This window comes from Larkinella harenae (assembly GCF_054780515.1).
This window is the reverse complement of sequence record NZ_BAAGWE010000002.1, coordinates 747724-764664: the sequence shown is the minus strand read 5'-3', so window position 1 is coordinate 764664 and position 16941 is coordinate 747724. Positions and strand designations below refer to the sequence as shown.

The window sequence follows — 16941 nt, the reverse complement described above, 5'->3', positions numbered from 1 at the left end:
ATAGCAAGAGGTTTATTGGATTATTATACTGTAGAAGATTTTAGATTTTTTCGTTGAGTTACTTTAAATTTCTCGCTTTGAGCTAATTGATAGCCAAATAAGACTCAAATCATTTCGTAATAAATGAACTAATCTTATAGTTTTTGGTAAAAGGGCCAACAGAGAGATGGGTGTTGGTTGTTGGCAACTATGCGGTTGGAACCCGCCGGGCGTTAGGAATGAAGCTGCGAAGAAAGCGGATTGCGCAATTTTACACCCGAAGAGGCAGGTTAAGAAATTGTAATTTTAAGCGATGCAGAAATCAAGAAAAATTTACGGGCCAATAATGCCCGTATTGAATTTTAAAACAGGATAAGCAGGAGCGGTGGATAGTTTACTGACGGTTTTTGGAATCGACGAGGATGGTGACCGGCCCATCATTGATCAAAGCAACTTTCATGTCGGCACCAAATTCGCCGGTTTGAATCGGTTTGCCCAGATCGGTCGAAAGTTGTTGGATCATCTGTTCGTAAAGCGGAATGGCCACGTCGGGGCGGGCGGCCTCAATGAAGGAGGGGCGGTTTCCTTTTTTGGTGTTGGCATGGAGGGTAAACTGACTGATGAGCAGAATCGACCCATCGACGGCTTGCAGGTCCAGATTCATTTTGCCTTCGGCATCGCCGAAAATCCGCATCCCAACAATCTTTTTGCTCAACCATTCGAGGTCCTCGCGGGTGTCGGTATGGGTAATGCCCAGGAGGATCAAAAAACCGGTGTCGATCCGGCCTTTTACCTGCCCGTCGATGGTGACAGACGCTTCAGAAACGCGTTGGATAACGGCAATCATTTTAAAAATCGGTTTACAGCTTTCAAGTTTTGGTATATGCCGGGCCGTCGTTGCGATGGGGGATGCCCAAAAGCGGTGTCATGGGCGAATGCGTCAGCGACCGACAACCGTAAACGGAAAACCATAATTAAATACTTAACAGCAAAGTAGCAATCAGGAAATAAACGCCAATGCCGATCAGGTCGTTGACGGTAGTGATGAACGGGCCGGACGCGATGGCGGGATTGATCCCGAACTGGTTGAGAACGATGGGGGTGATGGTGCCCATGAACGACGCCAGCAGCACTACCGTCAACAGCGCCAGCGACACCACCGGCACCAGGCGCGGTTCGCCAATCAGCAGGCAGTACGAGCCCGCCAGTGAGCCAATAATCAGCCCGTTGATGAGCGCCACGAGTACCATTTTGGCCAGCCGTTGCCCAACGGTAGCACTCAGCCCGGATTTTTCGGCGAGGCTTTGCACGATCAGCGAAGCTGTTTGAATGCCGACATTGCCCCCCGTTGAACCGATGATCGGGATGAATGCCGCCAGGGCCGCAATTTTGCTCAACTGGTCATTAAACGTATTGATGACCGTAGCGGCCAGCAAACTGCCAACGGCCCCGGCAATCAGCCACGGCAAGCGAGCGCCAACAAGCTTCCAGATCGTATCGTCTTCTTCCTCCACGTCGCCCGTAATCCCGGTGATGGCCTGGATATCCAGTTCGGCCTGCTCGGTGATTACATCCACCACGTCGTCAATGGTGATTTGTCCTAAAAGCCGCCCCTGCACATTCACCACCGGAATGGCCTCGAGGTCATACCGGCGCATCACCTCGGCAACTTCCTGCACCGGGCGGTAGGTTTCCACGAAAATGATGTCTTCTTCGTAAATGTCGGCGATTTTGGCATTCTTGCGCGCCAGCACAATTTTCTTCAGCGACACCCGCCCCACCAATTTTTCGACATCGTCAATCACATAAACAGAGTACACATTCTCCACATTTTCGGCCTGTTGCCGAATCTCTTCAATGCACTGGTTGACGGTCAGATTGAGGTTGATCTTGATGAGCTCTTTCTGCATCAGGCCACCGGCCACGTCCTCGTCGTAATGCAGCAAATCGAGGATGAACCGAGCCTGTTCGCGGTCGGTCAGGAGCGCAATTACTTCTTCGCGGGTCTGGATGGGTTGTTCGTTCAGCAAGTCGACGGCATCATCGGAATCCATTTCATCGACATACTGCGCCAATTCAGCCGACGTAAAACTTTGCAGGAATTCCCGGCGGTCGATTACTTCCAGATTCGCCAGGATTTCGGCGCCTACTTTTTTATCGAGCAACGCCAGCAGGTACCGCGCCGATTCGGTATCCAGTTCGTAGAGAATTCCGGAAATATCGGCCGGATACAGTTCTTCCATCTCCGTCCGCAACGTCGTATCGTCCCGGGCATCAATGGCAGCCTGAATGTGCTCTACGTATTCTTTGGTGAGCTCGAAAGTCATAGGTGGGAATTATGAATGATGAACTAGGCGCGTCAGCCCATCCATCGTTCATTCTTTATCATTCATCATCAATAGTGTCAATTCAACAAATTCAGCAACGCCCAATTGTTCGGCGCGTTTGTCCAGCAATGGGTGAGACAACATCGACTCCGGCGGGTTTAACGGCTTGAGTGCATTTCGCAATGTTTTCCGGCGGTTGTTAAAGCCCTGCTTGACTACCTGCACGAATTTTTTTTCATTGCAGGCCAGGCTGGTGACGTTATTTCGACGAAGGCTGATCACACCCGATTGCACATTGGGCGGGGGCGAAAAAACGCTGGCATCCACCGTAAATTCGTAGCGAATGTCGTAATAAGCCTGCAACAGAACGCTCAGAATACCGTAGTCTTTGTTGCCCGGCGGAGAGGCTATGCGCTGAGCTACTTCCTTTTGCAGCATACACACCACTTCCTGAACCTGCTGGCGGTGTTCTAATACATTAAATAGAATTTGTGACGAAATGTTATACGGAAAGTTACCAATGATGGCAATCGGCTCCGAAAAGTGGCTCGTCAGATCCATTTGAAGAAAGTCACCTTCCAGAATCCGGCCGTGCAAAATCGGAAAATGAGTGTTCAGGTAAGCAATGGATTCCGTATCAATTTCAACCACGTAGGTGGTGTAGGGTTTGGTGTCTTTGAGCAGGTACTGCGTCAGCACACCCATACCGGGACCAATTTCGAGCACGGTTTGGTAGCCATTGTGGCCCGTGAGCAGATCGGCAATGCGTTGGGCAATGCTCAGGTCTTTTAAAAAGTGCTGACCCAGGTGTTTTTTGGCGCGAACGGCATCAGTCCGGAACGGGGGTTTCCGGTCAGAGGACGATCGCTTTGAATTTTTTCCGTAAGAACGCGAAGGCATATCAAATCGATTTTAGGAGTACAAAGGTATAGTTACTAAGTGATGAACGGTATAAAATTGATGGTATTTGGCAGGAGTTTTGGTTAATTTTACCGCTTTCTGGCTAAGCGTATTTTATCATGCAGAGAGGGGTTATTCATTATGATGAACTGACGGAATGCGGTCTTTTTAAAGATGCGAGCGGTCAGACTCATATTTTCCGGAAGGGAGACCCCGCTTTCAACCAGATCTGGACGAACGCCGTAGCGGAAAAACCGCTGACGCCACCCGTAGCCGAGCGACGGCCACCCGGGCCACCACCTTTGGCGAGACCCAACCCGTTGACGATGCCGTCGCGGACCAACTCGACCGGAACATCCACGGGTCGAATTGGTTTTCTTAACTGGGCGGGCATGGCCTTGTCCGGATTAGCCCTGCTGCTGCTGATCAACATCGGAGGGGAACCCCGCAAAGACGGAGTCGGAATGAATCCGAAACTGATCGAGTCTTTGTGGGCAGTGGCCGCCGGTGGTTTACTGCTGGTGGAGCTGATTTATTTCAGCGTTGGCGCGGCCCGCTGGCGTATACGTACGAATTACTGGGGTATTGTCGTTTGTACAGTGTTTGCCAGTCTGCTGATGCAGGGCTGCGATAATTATCAGGCCGATAAAATTGCCGATGTTTATACCATCGTGTTGGCGTTTCTGTTGCTGGTTGTGTATTTGCTGCCCAAACAGAAAAATGATAAATCATCTTATTAAATCGGGTAGCGGCAGGAGGGGTGCCGGTTGGAAGCCGGGTTTCAAACCATTTAATACGACGTGCACAAATCAATGAATCATCTACTCGTCCGGGCGAAAAGCCTGTTTTTTTTAGTACTTCTTCTCGTCATTCAAGGGTGTGGCCGTAAAGAAAAGAAAGCGGAGAAGCAACCCGAAACCAAACCCGCCGGTATTAGCAATATCCTGTTTTTTATGGAGACCTCCGCCAGCATGGGTGGGTATCTGAAAGGCGAAACCAACTTTAAAGTAGCGGTATCCGAACTGGTGACCAAGATGAATCAGGTTGCTCCCGTTGAAGTCTGGACCATTGCCGGGAAGGCGCAGCCGTTCGTGGGTGGGTACAACCAGTTTGTTGTTAATCTGGCCACAACCCCCCTGGCCAATGAGCGCAGTTCGGAACTGCATAAAATTTTCAAACAGGTGGGTGAAAAGGCGAAGGGAAATACCGTAGCCCTGCTGGTATCGGACTGTATTCTGTCGTTTCCGGATGCCGAGGTCAAAAAGAATCCGGAAATCAACCGCCAGAATGCGGAAAGTGTTCTAAAAAGCCAGATCAACGACCAGTTTGCAGCCTTGAAAAAACAGGGTGTCAGCGCCACGGTTTTGGCCTACAGCTCCGGTTTCAACGGAACCTATTACGATTACACGAACAACAAACACAAACTGGCGGGCGAGTCGCGGCCGTTTTACATCTGGATCATTGGCAAGCAGGAACTCGTGGCCGATCTGAACCAGAAACTGAGCGATCTGCTGATCACCAAACCGGCTAAACAACTGGATTTTGGCGCCAGTGGGGCACTGAAACAATTCGATCTGTTCTTTTCCCTCAATAAAAAAGGCAGCTGGCGGGCCGAAAAGGCCGGACTTTCCGAACTATCGGTTAAACCGGCATCACCGGCCGAGTTTGCGGTGGGCGTCAATCTGAACGGTTTACCAGCCTATGCTCAGGTGGAAGATTATATCAAAAAGAATGCCGTCGTGACGGCTTCTAATGCTACCGTCAAACTGGTGAATGTTCAGAAAAAGGAAAAGGTGTCAACCGAGCGCATCAAAGAGCGGGAATTGAAACTGCTGAATCAGAATACACACGTGCTGACGTTCCGGGTGGAAAATATATACGACGAAAAAGCCGGTGTCACTATTAAATTGCCGGTCCGTTTCGATGATTGGTATGCTACCGGCTGGTCCACCATGGACGACCGGACTGCCACGAGTCGTTTCAACAAAACCTTTGCCCTGGTGCACCTGATGAACGGGGTTAAGGAAGCGTATCAGTCGTCGACCAACGATTTTCTGGTCCTGAATCTTAACCTGGCGAAATAAAATAGTCCCCGTGTGACAACCAATACTAACCTTCTCCCTCATGTTTGTATCGCTCTATGAACTCTGGCTGGGCCAGAACAATGACCCCATCTACGCCGACGAAATTTTTACGCCCGTTGGTCTGATTACACTCTTGGTTTCCATCGCTTTAGCGCTCCTGTTTTATCTGGTCCTGGGCCGCTGGAAGTCGGTTTTCTACCGAACTTCGCACTGGGCCATTACCCTGGTGGTTGCCGGAATTTTCGGGTTTGGGTACGCGGTCTGGTATGCGCTGGATGCTACCGGCGCGGAGAATACCGATAGCTATATGCAAGGGTTTGGAGCCGTAAACTTATTGTACGCCCTAATTTACTTTTGCATTTTTTCGTTACTCCTCAAACGGTTTTCCATCTTTGCCAAGCGGACACCTTTTTGAACTTAAGAGAGTCTTGAACTGGGATTACACGGATTAAAGGATCAACTAAGATGGCTATCACAATCCATTAGGAATCCTCCTGGTTAATCTGCTCAATCCCGGTTCAAGACATTTGGTCTATGAAACTTTTTCTTTTTGGTATTGGCGGGACGGGCGCCCGCGTACTTCGCTCCCTGACTATGCTGCTGGCAGCCGGGGCCAAAACGCCTACAGATTTAACCATCATTCCGATCCTACTTGATATGGATATGCAGAACGGCGATACGGAGCGAGCGCTGCGGGAAGTCGAACTGTATCGGGCTATTCGCCGGGTGGCTTACAAAGACACGGCCGCCAGCCAGGGCACCCAAACCGAACGGCGAACGTTCTTTGCCACACCTTTGCAACCGCTCGGAACGCTTCAGGCCGAGAATGCACAGGAGAAAATCGGCGATTCGGTGCTGCCCAAACTGACCGACCACGAAGGAACCTTCGAGGAGTTTTTGAGCGTCAGCAACATGGACGACATTGACCGGGAGTTGCTGAAACTGCTCTACGACAATTCGGCCAAACCAACCAGCGCGGAGTTGAAACTGAACCTGTCCGTTGGTTTTAAGGGCAATCCGAACATCGGGAGTGTGGTGTTCAACGCCCTGGAAGATTCGGCAGTGTATAAATACTTCACCGGAGCGTTCAACGATCAGACTGACCGGATTTTTGTCATCAGCTCGATTTTTGGCGGTACGGGTTCGGCGGGTTTTCCGCAATTGGTGAAACTTTTGCAACATCCTAGTCAGAAAATCCAGATCCGCAACGCGAAAAAAGGGGCCGTGACGGTGATGCCGTATTTTGCGCTGGAAGAAAATACCCAGAGCGCCATCGATCAGAACCGATTTCTGTCGAAAACCAAGGCGGCTTTGTCGTACTACCAGACGCAGGTGAATCTGGATGCGCTGTATTACATCGGCGATCGGCCCGGTAGCAAACTCTACCCCAACGTGGAAGGGGGAGCCAAGCAAACCAACAATGCCCACGTGGTAGAAATGCTGGCGGCTGCGGCTATTCTGGATTTTGCCAACAAACCCGAAGGGGAGTTTGGTGACGCCAAACGGTATTTTGAATACGGTTTGAAGCGCAACGACCGAACGCTGGATTTGCCGCATTTTCACGACCAGACCTACAACGGGCTGCTCGAACCGCTCATTCGGTTTGCCTACGCGACCAAGTTTTTTACCGATTTCGTGCCCAACAACCTGGGCGAAGCCTTTGCCAAAAACCTGTCGCTGTCGCAGAGCCTGCGAACAAACACGTTTTACACGTCGCTGGAAAACTTCATGACGCACCATTTCAAAGCCTGGCTCAATGAAATGGCGCAGAACGACCGGGCTTTTTATCCGTTCGACATGCAACTGGATTTCAATGCAATGGTCCGCTCGAAACGAATTGAAACCGGTTTTTTTGATAAAGGATTGAGCGAGAAATTTTTGCGCGATCAGGCCGGGAAAATCGAGAATGGGTTCCAGAGTTCCTTTCCTGAACCCGAAAAGCGCTTCATGCAACTTCTGATTGAAATAGCCGAGAAAGCCCGCGAAAAACTCGGCCCGCTGAACCGGCAACTGTCCGACGCTGCGGTTTAAAAAGTTATTTCGCGGAGGTAAGCGGAGTTTTAAGAGAGTAAGCACAGACTCCGTTTGACTCCGCGAAATAATCCGTTAAGACTCCTTGAACTCATGCCACATATTCTCAGAATTGATAACGACCCCAACGTCAGCGAGCAGAACCACCAGGATTGGACGGGTTCGCATACGGGTTTGACGGGCAACCGCATTGAACACATTCCCGATACGCTTTCCGGGGCAGCGGGGGGAGCGGCCGGAGCCGCGGCCAAGGCCGGAACGTCGATTCCGTCGCCGTTTGCCCGGTTGTATCTGTTCGATACGGCTTTCCGGATGGTCAAAAATAACCAGTTGCCGCGTGAGCTGTCGTTGTATCACGTGCTGGTGTCGCACGCGCTCGATATGCTGGAGTTGTTGTTTCAGGCCGGTAACAGCGCCGACCTGACCTACCGCGTCTGGAACCGGGCCGAGCGGCTGGATGCCCTGCGGAAAAAAGCCACAAACTCAACCACGACCCGCCACGCGCACCAGATTCTGGCCAAAGCGCTGGAGCTGGATTTTCGTAATGAACTCGGCACCATTCAGCAGTTTACGCTGATCTATTACAAAGGTGCCCTACTCGGCGGAACATCGCCGTTGTCGTTGGTCTTTACGTCGCCCAACTGGGAGCAGGAACGCCAGAATAAGTTTATTGATCCGCCCAAAAGCACAACGGGCCGCACGCTGTTTCAGAATGAATACGTGCCGTTGCAGGATCGGGATACGGCTTTTGTTACATACCTGCGTCGGCTGTACGATCAATACAAGGATTACCTGCCTGCCAAGGGCGGATTCTCCGAATTCATGTACAAGGCTTTCTTTGACAACACCGTTCAGTTGCCGGTGGAAGCCAACACAACATTGTCTAATTTCGAACCCATTCAGATTGGGGGCGAGGGCAATTCAACCTTACAGGTGTTGCCCGGATTGGCGCTGTACAAGGTGCGCGAAAACGATGTGCTGGACGATATTGAAGAAAACAGCGATTTCGTGATGCAACCGACGGTTTCGTATTACCAGCAGGAAAGCCGTAACGGAGCGCCCACCAATGTGCGGAAACCGCTGGCGCTGGCGTCGCGGATGGATGTGGCCGGACGGTACGTTAAGAATACGAACTGGAATCCGCAGACGGTCATTATGCGGTCATTGCTGAACAACCTCAGCGAAGGTGGTTTGCTGGCCGAACGGTATTTGCCGGGTGTCGACAATGTGCGGTATCCGTTTCTGACGACCGACGATTTCCTGGAGGACTTTCTGATTCAAGTGCCGTTCAAAATCAATAACAAACGGTTTTTTACGGGCACCATCGGCGAGTGCGAATTCCTGTTGCCGGTGCGGAAAGAGTATTTCAACTTTTTCCGGATCGAGGATTTGCAGAATCAGTTCAACTTTTCGGCCGAGCACCGCGGAACGGATAAAATCATCACGGCAACTCTGCGGATTCCGATTCGGAATAACCGCACGATTGAATTCCGGAAAGAGTATAACCTGGGCCGTTCGGAAACCGTAGTGGATTTCCGGGCCGGGCTGGCGTTTTTCCCTTTCTATCGTTTGACGGTGCCCGATTTGCAGAACCTGAACCAGTATCACGTGATGCTGGCCGACGTTAGTGATCCGAACATCGGCTTTCGGGCAAACCAATCCGTTCATTTTTATGAACTGCCGAACATCATCGCCGGAAAGCCGCTCAACGTAACGGCCCCGGAACCCCGGTCACCGAAAGTCGATCCGTTGCCTGCTTCCTATTTCTACAAAGTGCCACAGGCATTTGATGTGCTGGAAATCCGGCTGGAGCGCAGCGGCATTCCGTACCGTGGGCTGGTGTTGCCGTTGTTTACAACCATCGCCGAGAAGGGGTACAAAAATTTTACGTTTGCCATTGACTTCGGAACCTCCAATACGCACATCGCCTACACGGATGCCGCGATGGGCGACGTTGAGCCGAAGGCCCTGACGGTCAGTGATCAAAATACGTTTCTGGACAAGGACGAGCTGCAAATGGTTTTGTTCAACAAACCGTATGAAGGCTACGAAGCACAAACCGTATACGACAAATACGAAAAACGGGTTAGCTTCGGCGGTTTGGTACAGCTCGACCAACTGGTTCGACGCGAGTTTATTCCGGCCATTATCGGCAAGGAGTTTGGTTCGCCCTTCTCGTTTCCGTTGCGGACAACGGTTTACGAAAAAAGTGGTTTTACCGACAGCGGGAATAACCTGTTTTCAAAAGTCAACCTGGGCTTCAACATCGATCTGGAAGAAGGTAGCACGGGTGTTAACCATTACGTGACGAACCTGAAATGGCTCTTTGAAAACCAGCCAGCCGACACGCTGAACCGTCCTCGTGTACGGGCTTTCTTTGAAACCTTGTTGTTACTGATTCGGAATAAAGTGATTTTGAATCAGGGGAACGTGCAGCAAACCGCCGTGGCCTGGCTGGCTCCGTCGAGCATGCGGGCCGTGACGGAAGATAACCTGGTACACGAATGGGAACAGGCGTTCCGGAATGTGTTTGGAACAACGAATAACTTCCGGTCCAGGCCGGTTCCGGAATCGCTGGCACCGTATTTTTATCTGGTCAAGAATGGTGTAAAATCATTTGCCGATACCGTCAACGTAGATATTGGGGGCGGAACCGCCGATATTATGCTGTTTATGAAGCAGCAGGGTCGTTACCTCAATACCTCGTTCCGGTTTGCCGGTTACGACATCTGGGGCGGTGGACTGGACGAACAGGGGCACCCGTCGCACCGGAAAGACAACGGTTTTGTTAAAAACTATTTGGCCTACCGCCGGACACTCAACCAGACCCCCGCGCGGGAAGATTCCATTCTGGATACCTTCCTGAACAAACCGGAACTGACGGCGGAGGATATTGTTAGTTTGCTGTTTAAGTACGACAGTCACTTTAAGTTTACGCAGTCGATTCAAGACGGCAGACCGGCTTTGCGGATTGTGTTGTACCTGCATTACAGCGCGATTGTTTACCACCTGGTGCAATTGCTGGAATCGCACAATCTGGCCTTGCCGCGCTACCTGACGTTTACGGGGCGGGGCAGTCAGTACCTGACCATGCTCGGATCGCGTTCACGGCTGATTCAGTTTACGAAAATGCTGTTCAAGGCGTATTCCAAACAGACAGTACCGCCGGATTTCGAAGTGATTCTGTCCGACAATCCGAAGGAGACGACGGCCAACGGAGCGGTTCTGTACGAAAACGCCGGAGCCGAAAAAGCGCAGTACGAAAACCGCGAAACGACCAGTTATTGGGGTAATTTGCCCGAAACCGCTGAAGAAGGAACGGAGCCACAGCCAACCTATGCCTTTGAATACCGCCGAACCAAAATCGGTGAGGTGAGCCCGCAGCGCGAGTTTCACCACTCGGTTTTGCACAACATGCAACGGTTTCTGGAACTGACTTTGCAGGATCGCGATATTGCCTATTTTCTAAGCGAATATAACATCCAGACGCCCGAGCGATATATTGATTATCTGGTCGGTACGGATATTACGCGGGGAGGGCGGTTGTATGACAGTTACATGCTGGCCCGGATGGGCTTCGAGCAGCGCCCCAATGACGCGCTGGCCGAGACATATTTCTTCCTGCCGCTCAAACACGCGTTGTATGAGTTGTCGAAACACATTGCAGAATCGTAAACCATTCATTAACCATTGCTCAACGAATGATTCGTCAAACGCCCCGCTGGGTCTTGTTGCTGACCATGCTGCTGCTGCTGCACCAGACGGTTTTTTCCCAAACTGATACAGAAATTCGGGAGTTGAATCGATCTGCTTTTCAGATGATAAAAACGACGGTTGAGTTTCTGGCCACGGATAAGCAAACGTTCCCGAATGTTCAAACAACGCAATGCAATTGTGACTCCTACGATAGTCTGAAGGCGTTTATCCGCCAAAACGATCTGGTGGGGGCGGATAAGCTGGTGGATGACGCCAAAAGAAGAGCCGCCCAGAATATTGCCCAGGAAAATCAGCCCCGGCGGGCTTTGCTGTACGTGAAGGACAATTTAATCCTGAAAATCGCTTCGGGAAACAAGGCCGATCGTCAGAAATTACCAAATTATGCAGCTTTTGTGGCAACGCTGGATCAGATCGTTAATAACGGTTTGGCCGCCGGACCTGCGCCAGCCCCCGTTACACCCACAGCTGCGGAGATGGCGACGCCCACAGAGGAACCCGCTGCGTCGGCTGTTTCTTCAACTACATCAACTACACCCACTCAATCAAATTGGAATTCTATGGATGGTATTGCCCTTTTCTTAGCTGTACTGAGTCTTGTTGCGGTCGCTTTTTTAGCCTACGTTGTTGTTAAAGGACAGAAGCCGCAGCAGTCGGCGCGGGATGTGCAGTTTGATTCACAACTGGCCAAGCTGGCTGATCGGATCAGTAAGCTGGAGGTGCGTAAAAATCAGCCCAACGAGAATTTTCAATTAACCGCCAAACTTGATGCCCTGGAAAGAACCGTTCGGCAGCTGGAGCAAAACCGGCCCGTTGAAAAACCGGCGGCTGCTGCTCCCGCAGCAAAAGTACCGCTGGAAGTGGTGACACCCACCACCGTGGAACAGGAAGCATCGGCAGAGCCGGAGGAGGGCCGACCGATAAACCGCTACCGAACACCGACCATTGAACCGCCCAGACCGACGGCTTTTTACGCTCGCACGGCCGATTTAGGCGACGGTTTTAGCGCACGGGGTTTGTTGGTGAAACCCGAACGGGATACGGTTTTTGATATTGTTCTTCAAAACGATACGCAGGCTACCTACCAGGTTTCTGACAATGCCGACGCCCAGCGGTTGGCCTTGAGTGACCCGTATTCGTACCTCAACGACGCCTGTGAATACCTGACTCAGCCGAATGCAAACAGCCGGATACGAACCGAGCAGGCTGGACAGCTTACGTTGCAGGGCGACAAATGGAAAATTGCGGAGAAAGCAAAAATCAGATTTATTTAGTACTTTAAGCAGCTAGGCCCTTTCCACCGAACCGTTGTATAAGAAAGGAATGGCTGCTTAAAAACAAACCGGCTTGAATGTTCGTATCAATTCAATGAAAAATAACTATTGATAGTTGATCGCATAATTACCGGTCTTCGATACATTCGAATTAGTATTTACTGGTATCATGACACTGGACGAATTACGGGATCGTATCAAAAACGAAGTTGTTCTACACGAAGGAGAATTAGCCGATTGGCAATGGCGCCAGAAAGGATTGGTTGCCGAAGCCAGCGAGCTTGGCATCAACGACTTCACGCGCCTGGTCAATGATATCAGTCGGCAGGTAAACCGTGATTTCGGCAAAATTCTGGATCTGAAAAAAAAAATTGTTACCCTTGCCCTACAGCGTCAGAAGAAATTAACGGAGGCTGATATCAATCAGATTGCAACCGAAGCGGACCGGGTTCAATTATCCCGACCTTTTGTGACTGAACAATGGATTCCGGCTATTCTGGAAGCACTGCCTGCTGTTGAGGGGGGAGGGAAGGCTGCCGAGCCGGAAAAGCCTGCGGGTCAGCCGGTCCAACCGGTTAGCTCCGCGTCGGTAGCACCTGCAGATAAAGTGGAGTCGGTTCGTACAAAAATCAAGAGCATTCTCGACGATTACGACAAACACATTCAGGCGCAAAGTCTGAAATTTCTTTTTAAAGCCGTTGATTATGACGAGGAATCACTAGCAGAAGAAATCCGCCGGTATTTGTCAGAACATTATTACGCGTCGGTTCATCCTCCTCGCGGAGCGACACTCAAAGAAAAGTTAATCTCAACCGACTGGCGCCATTTGAGCTGGTGGGAAAAAGAACAACCCCGTTCAACCGAATACGCAGCCTCATCAGCGGGTTACCCGCCAGCGTCCAGTACCGCATCTCCGCCGAATCTGCCTCCTGCCATGGCATGGTCGTCAACGGAAAGTAACCGTGCTTTTCAGGCTCCGCAGGTAAAACCCTCGGGAAATACTAAAAAAAGTGGTCTATCTGATGCGGCTTTAATTGGTCTGGCGATTTTATCGGCACTGATTTTGATCTGGGTTGTGTTACGAATTACACGTGGAGGAGATAACGAACCGGTCCGTAAACGCACCAGAAGCCAGGCCAGTGCGTCATTGCAGCCATCCCGGAAGGCATCAATGCCGCTCGCATCAGCAGCTGGCCAGCGGGTACAGCAAAGAATGGATCCGGAAACGTTTGACGATCAAGCTAATGGTGTGGCAAACTCGGAGCCACTACCCGAAGAATTGGAGAAAAGCGTTGCTGATTTTGATCAGGTAGATGAGAATGTGGGAGAGTTTGGTTTGCGACCGGCTCAGAAAGGAAACCTTTGGGGCTACATCAACGAAAGCAATACATGGGTGATCGAACCGCAGTTTGATCTGGCGACTCCTTTCAACAACGGAATGGCCAGTGTTGAATTAGACGGAATTCAAATTTTTATTGACCGGTATGGGAATCGAGTCCGGGAACGTAATTAGTTTATTGTGAGAGAGATAAAGGGATAGGGTTGGGGAGTTGCCGTTTACAAATACGCTTGAGAGAGCCCCAACGCGTGCGATTCCTGAACACACGGGACGCAGCAACGTTATGTACAGGAACGCGGCCTGCCGTTTGCATAAAAAATTATGAAGAGACTTTGACTTTTTGTAACTTTTGTGCGTCTAAATGAATGGTTCCGCGTTAGATTAAAGATGCAAGAGATGATTGATACCATTCGTCACAACATACAGGAAGTCTTTGGCAATTATGATCGACACGTCCCAGCCGACGTGATCCAGCGGTTATTTGTTTCTATCCCATCTGATGAAACGACCCTAACGCAGGAAATAATGGGGTATTTGCTGGCGCATAACTACGAAGCACTCCAGACACCCCAGGGAGGGTCTTTACGAGAACAACTGATTTCGACCGACTGGCGGCAAAAAGAAGCCAAAAAATGGGTACCAGAACCTGAACCGCTGGTATTGCCGGTAACAACGGATGTAGCTACGCACCCCATCGCGATCCCGTTTAGTCAATCCAATAAAGTACTCATTGCGTTTGTTATTCTCTTTGTCAGTATTTTGCTGTGGCTCTGGAAAGGAAAACTGTCGGCAATTGATGACGAAGGCAGCCGACTTGATACGACGGAGCAGGAGTTTCCGGCAAAAGAACCAGTATTACCCGTTGGAGAGGTTACTGATGGAGCCGCTACTAAACAAACTACCCGCAAAACGGCGTTGGGGTCAGCACCGGTCGCTCCTGTGATCAATGCACCGAATCAGATTCTGGTGCCGGTAAGTGCTCCCCAAAGCCCCGCTAACTCGTCGCCGGAAGCAGCAGTTGAAACCAATTCATACGATACGGTAGATGAGCACGTTGGAGATTTTGGCTTACGGGCTGCCCGGAAGGGCAACAAGTGGGGTTACATCGATCAGAAAAATCAGTGGCAAATTGAACCGCTCTATGACGATGTTACGCCGTTCCAAAGTGGCAAAGCCATTGTGATTCTGGACGGTCAGCAAATTAGCATCGACCGCGATGGTGCCCGCATCCGCGAGGTAGAAGATTAGTTGGCCGCACTGGTACTGACGCGAAGGTTTTGAAACAGCGTGCCGTCGGTTGTGGAAACAAAACCGATTCCATTGCCCTGGTACTGCCGAAACTGATAAGGACTCGTCGGAATTTCCCGGCCATTGAGGTAAAAGTGAATTTGTTCCCCTTTTTTTCGTACCGTAAGTGTATTTCGGGTGACCGAAAGCGGAATGCCCGCCGGAACATAATCTCCCCGCATATAAATGGTGTAACTCAATCCGTTAATCACGTATTTAACGGACGCCTGGTTTTTATTGTTGATCCGAAAGTGACAATAATTTAAGGAATCCTTCACACCCAGCAACAGGCCCGCATCCGGAATAATACCGCTAGGGCCTGCAACATCTACTTGAACCGTAAATGTATCGACTTTATTCAGATTGATGCCCGTCGGGAGTGGTATGGAGCTGAAAGCCTGCGATTTGGTATTGCTGGTTTGTTTGCGGATGCGGTATGCGTTTTGGTACAGATCGAACGAATAAGCGCCACGCTGTCCGATGCGCCACCGATTATGATTGTTCGTAAAATCATCCGTGAATGAACGGTCGGCGGTTGGGGTTTTGGCATTGGCTTTGATTTTGACATAAACCCACGGGCTGGAAGCCGAATAGGTTCCTGCCTGCGCCCGGCATTCGCTGACGAAGCTGAGCAGTATTCCCAGAAAGAGAAGGAAACGCATCATGGTTAATCGTTAAAAAGTATACTGGAAAACCGCTACGGGGTGACCAAACTGCGATCCCGGTAAAAGGCTTACCTTAGGTTCGTTCGCTTTTTGCCGTTGCCGCTGGTTACGGGCTCCCTTGATGAACGTTGCAACAATGTCCGTAATCCAGACGGCTCCGGCCAGGCGGGTTGCCAGGTAATACCGGTGGTGGTGTGCATTGGCGCGATCATAAAAAGGTTGCGCAGCTGTTCGGTTGCGTTGCTGTTCGTAAAGAGCGTACTCGTCCCGCGATTTTTTGCGTTCTACCAATCCATAAAACATCAGGCCATAACACGCAGCTGTAACCCCAAGCCGGTGGCCAACAACGGGTCTGGGCGATTGCACGAAAATGTTGCCAACCCCGGGAGCGACCACCGATAACAGGGCAAATTCCGGTCCGCCCGGACGGTATTTGGATTTGGTGGGAAGATCCGCTGCGGGAGTTGTTGACTGCGTGGGGGGAACGGCCGTTTGGGAGGGGGAAGGCAGCGTCGCTTTTTGGGCAATTTTGACGAGGATGCTGGCCCGAATGTTTTCATCCAGTTCAAAACCGTTCTCAAGCGCTCGCCAGACGATACGCCGATTAGAACCGGGCTGTACATCCTGACCCCATTCACCGGAAATGTATTGAGCCGCCGGACTCAAAATTCCGTTGGTCTGGCTGCGGATTCGGATGTAAACGGAGTCGGAAGGTTGATTGCCCGCCAGATCATAGAGAATTTCAAGGGCCGATTCGTCAATAACCTGAAGGCGAATATTGGTGACAGCCACCTGGCTGGATGCGGGCAAGGTGTACAGCAGGAGTAAAAGAAAGGCAAACCGTTTCAACCAAAAAAACGCAGACGACTGGTGCATAGCGGAAAAGAACTAATTAATTGGTGACGGTAACTAATTGTGAAGCCGTGAATTTATCGTCACATTGGTTGGCCAGAACCATATTAACGTTGTAGGTGCCCGGTTTGTCGTAGAATACCGTAAACTGCGTGCCGGAGCGGGTTCGCCCGTCGCCCAGCTCCCAGCCAACGGCCCCAATATCGCCTTTCTGGTTTTCCAGAAAAAAAGTCACTTCGAGTTTAGCGGCTGTAAAACCGATGCGACCTTCGGGTTTTTCACAGATCGGAAAACTTTTCTGATCAAGATCAAAAGGTTCGCACGAAGCACAGCACAGACCAGTCAGAATCAGCGCGATAAAAACTTTCATCTTCTATTTTCGGTAAGCACACGAAACTACTAATGTACGGCAAAGGTACTTCCAAATTAATGCCATTCCGTTAAGCAACCAAACAGTTATCACATTGCCACTATTTTTTTGTAAATTTA

14 protein-coding genes are annotated in these 16941 nt (G+C 50.6%); 8 read left to right on the top strand and 6 right to left on the bottom strand.

Annotated features, from left to right (window positions below):
• Window positions 1-373 precede the first annotated feature (373 nt).
• The 3 genes from dtd to rsmA all read right to left on the bottom strand — a co-directional run bounded on the left by dtd (window position 374) and on the right by rsmA (window position 3206).
• Entirely contained in the window at window positions 374-826 is a 453-nt protein-coding gene (dtd, locus tag ACYVH9_RS14540; protein ID WP_460637084.1) for a D-aminoacyl-tRNA deacylase, read from the bottom strand.
• A 127-nt stretch (window positions 827-953) separates the two neighbouring features.
• Window positions 954-2306: a magnesium transporter gene (gene mgtE, locus ACYVH9_RS14535; protein ID WP_460637083.1), complete on the bottom strand. Its 1353-nt coding sequence runs from the start codon at window positions 2304-2306 to the stop codon at window positions 954-956.
• A gap of 48 nt (window positions 2307-2354) precedes the next feature.
• Complete coding sequence (rsmA, locus tag ACYVH9_RS14530) at window positions 2355-3206, bottom strand: 16S rRNA (adenine(1518)-N(6)/adenine(1519)-N(6))-dimethyltransferase RsmA (protein ID WP_460637082.1); 852 nt, start codon at window positions 3204-3206, stop codon at window positions 2355-2357.
• A gap of 119 nt (window positions 3207-3325) precedes the next feature.
• On the opposite strand from rsmA, the gene ACYVH9_RS14525 reads away from it, so the two are divergent.
• From ACYVH9_RS14525 to ACYVH9_RS14490, 8 genes are all read left to right on the top strand, one after another.
• Window positions 3326-3946 (top strand): hypothetical protein, encoded by a 621-nt coding sequence (locus ACYVH9_RS14525; protein ID WP_460637081.1) that lies wholly within the window; start codon window positions 3326-3328, stop codon window positions 3944-3946.
• 72 nt (window positions 3947-4018) lie between these two features.
• Window positions 4019-5290, top strand: a complete 1272-nt coding sequence (locus ACYVH9_RS14520) for a hypothetical protein (RefSeq protein ID WP_460637080.1) — start codon at window positions 4019-4021, stop codon at window positions 5288-5290.
• 40 nt (window positions 5291-5330) lie between these two features.
• Window positions 5331-5705 carry a hypothetical protein gene (locus ACYVH9_RS14515; protein ID WP_460637079.1) on the top strand — a complete coding sequence of 125 codons (375 nt, stop codon included), beginning with the start codon at window positions 5331-5333 and terminating at the stop codon, window positions 5703-5705.
• Window positions 5706-5824: 119 nt separating this feature from the next.
• Complete coding sequence (locus ACYVH9_RS14510) at window positions 5825-7321, top strand: FtsZ/tubulin family protein (RefSeq protein WP_460637078.1); 1497 nt, start codon at window positions 5825-5827, stop codon at window positions 7319-7321.
• Between the two features lie 93 nt (window positions 7322-7414).
• Window positions 7415-10996 carry a hypothetical protein gene (locus tag ACYVH9_RS14505; protein ID WP_460637077.1) on the top strand — a complete coding sequence of 1194 codons (3582 nt, stop codon included), beginning with the start codon at window positions 7415-7417 and terminating at the stop codon, window positions 10994-10996.
• 26 nt (window positions 10997-11022) lie between these two features.
• Window positions 11023-12309, top strand: a complete 1287-nt coding sequence (locus ACYVH9_RS14500; protein WP_460637076.1) for a hypothetical protein — start codon at window positions 11023-11025, stop codon at window positions 12307-12309.
• Between the two features lie 169 nt (window positions 12310-12478).
• A complete protein-coding gene (locus ACYVH9_RS14495) occupies window positions 12479-13822 on the top strand; it encodes a WG repeat-containing protein (protein WP_460637075.1) in 1344 nt (447 codons plus the stop codon).
• 213 nt (window positions 13823-14035) lie between these two features.
• Complete coding sequence (locus ACYVH9_RS14490) at window positions 14036-14896, top strand: WG repeat-containing protein (protein ID WP_460637074.1); 861 nt, start codon at window positions 14036-14038, stop codon at window positions 14894-14896.
• Here ACYVH9_RS14490 and ACYVH9_RS14485 read toward each other — a convergent pair.
• Genes ACYVH9_RS14485 through ACYVH9_RS14475 form a run of 3 tightly spaced genes read right to left on the bottom strand, consistent with a single transcriptional unit; the run spans window position 14893 to window position 16822 of the window.
• Window positions 14893-15597, bottom strand: coding sequence for a hypothetical protein (locus ACYVH9_RS14485; RefSeq protein WP_460637073.1), 705 nt, complete (start codon window positions 15595-15597; stop codon window positions 14893-14895). The genes ACYVH9_RS14490 and ACYVH9_RS14485 overlap by 4 nt on opposite strands.
• 12 nt (window positions 15598-15609) lie before the next feature.
• Window positions 15610-16476, bottom strand: coding sequence for a hypothetical protein (locus tag ACYVH9_RS14480; protein WP_460637072.1), 867 nt, complete (start codon window positions 16474-16476; stop codon window positions 15610-15612).
• 16 nt (window positions 16477-16492) lie between these two features.
• Window positions 16493-16822 (bottom strand): PKD domain-containing protein, encoded by a 330-nt coding sequence (locus ACYVH9_RS14475; RefSeq protein WP_460637071.1) that lies wholly within the window; start codon window positions 16820-16822, stop codon window positions 16493-16495.
• Window positions 16823-16941: the final 119 nt, after the last annotated feature.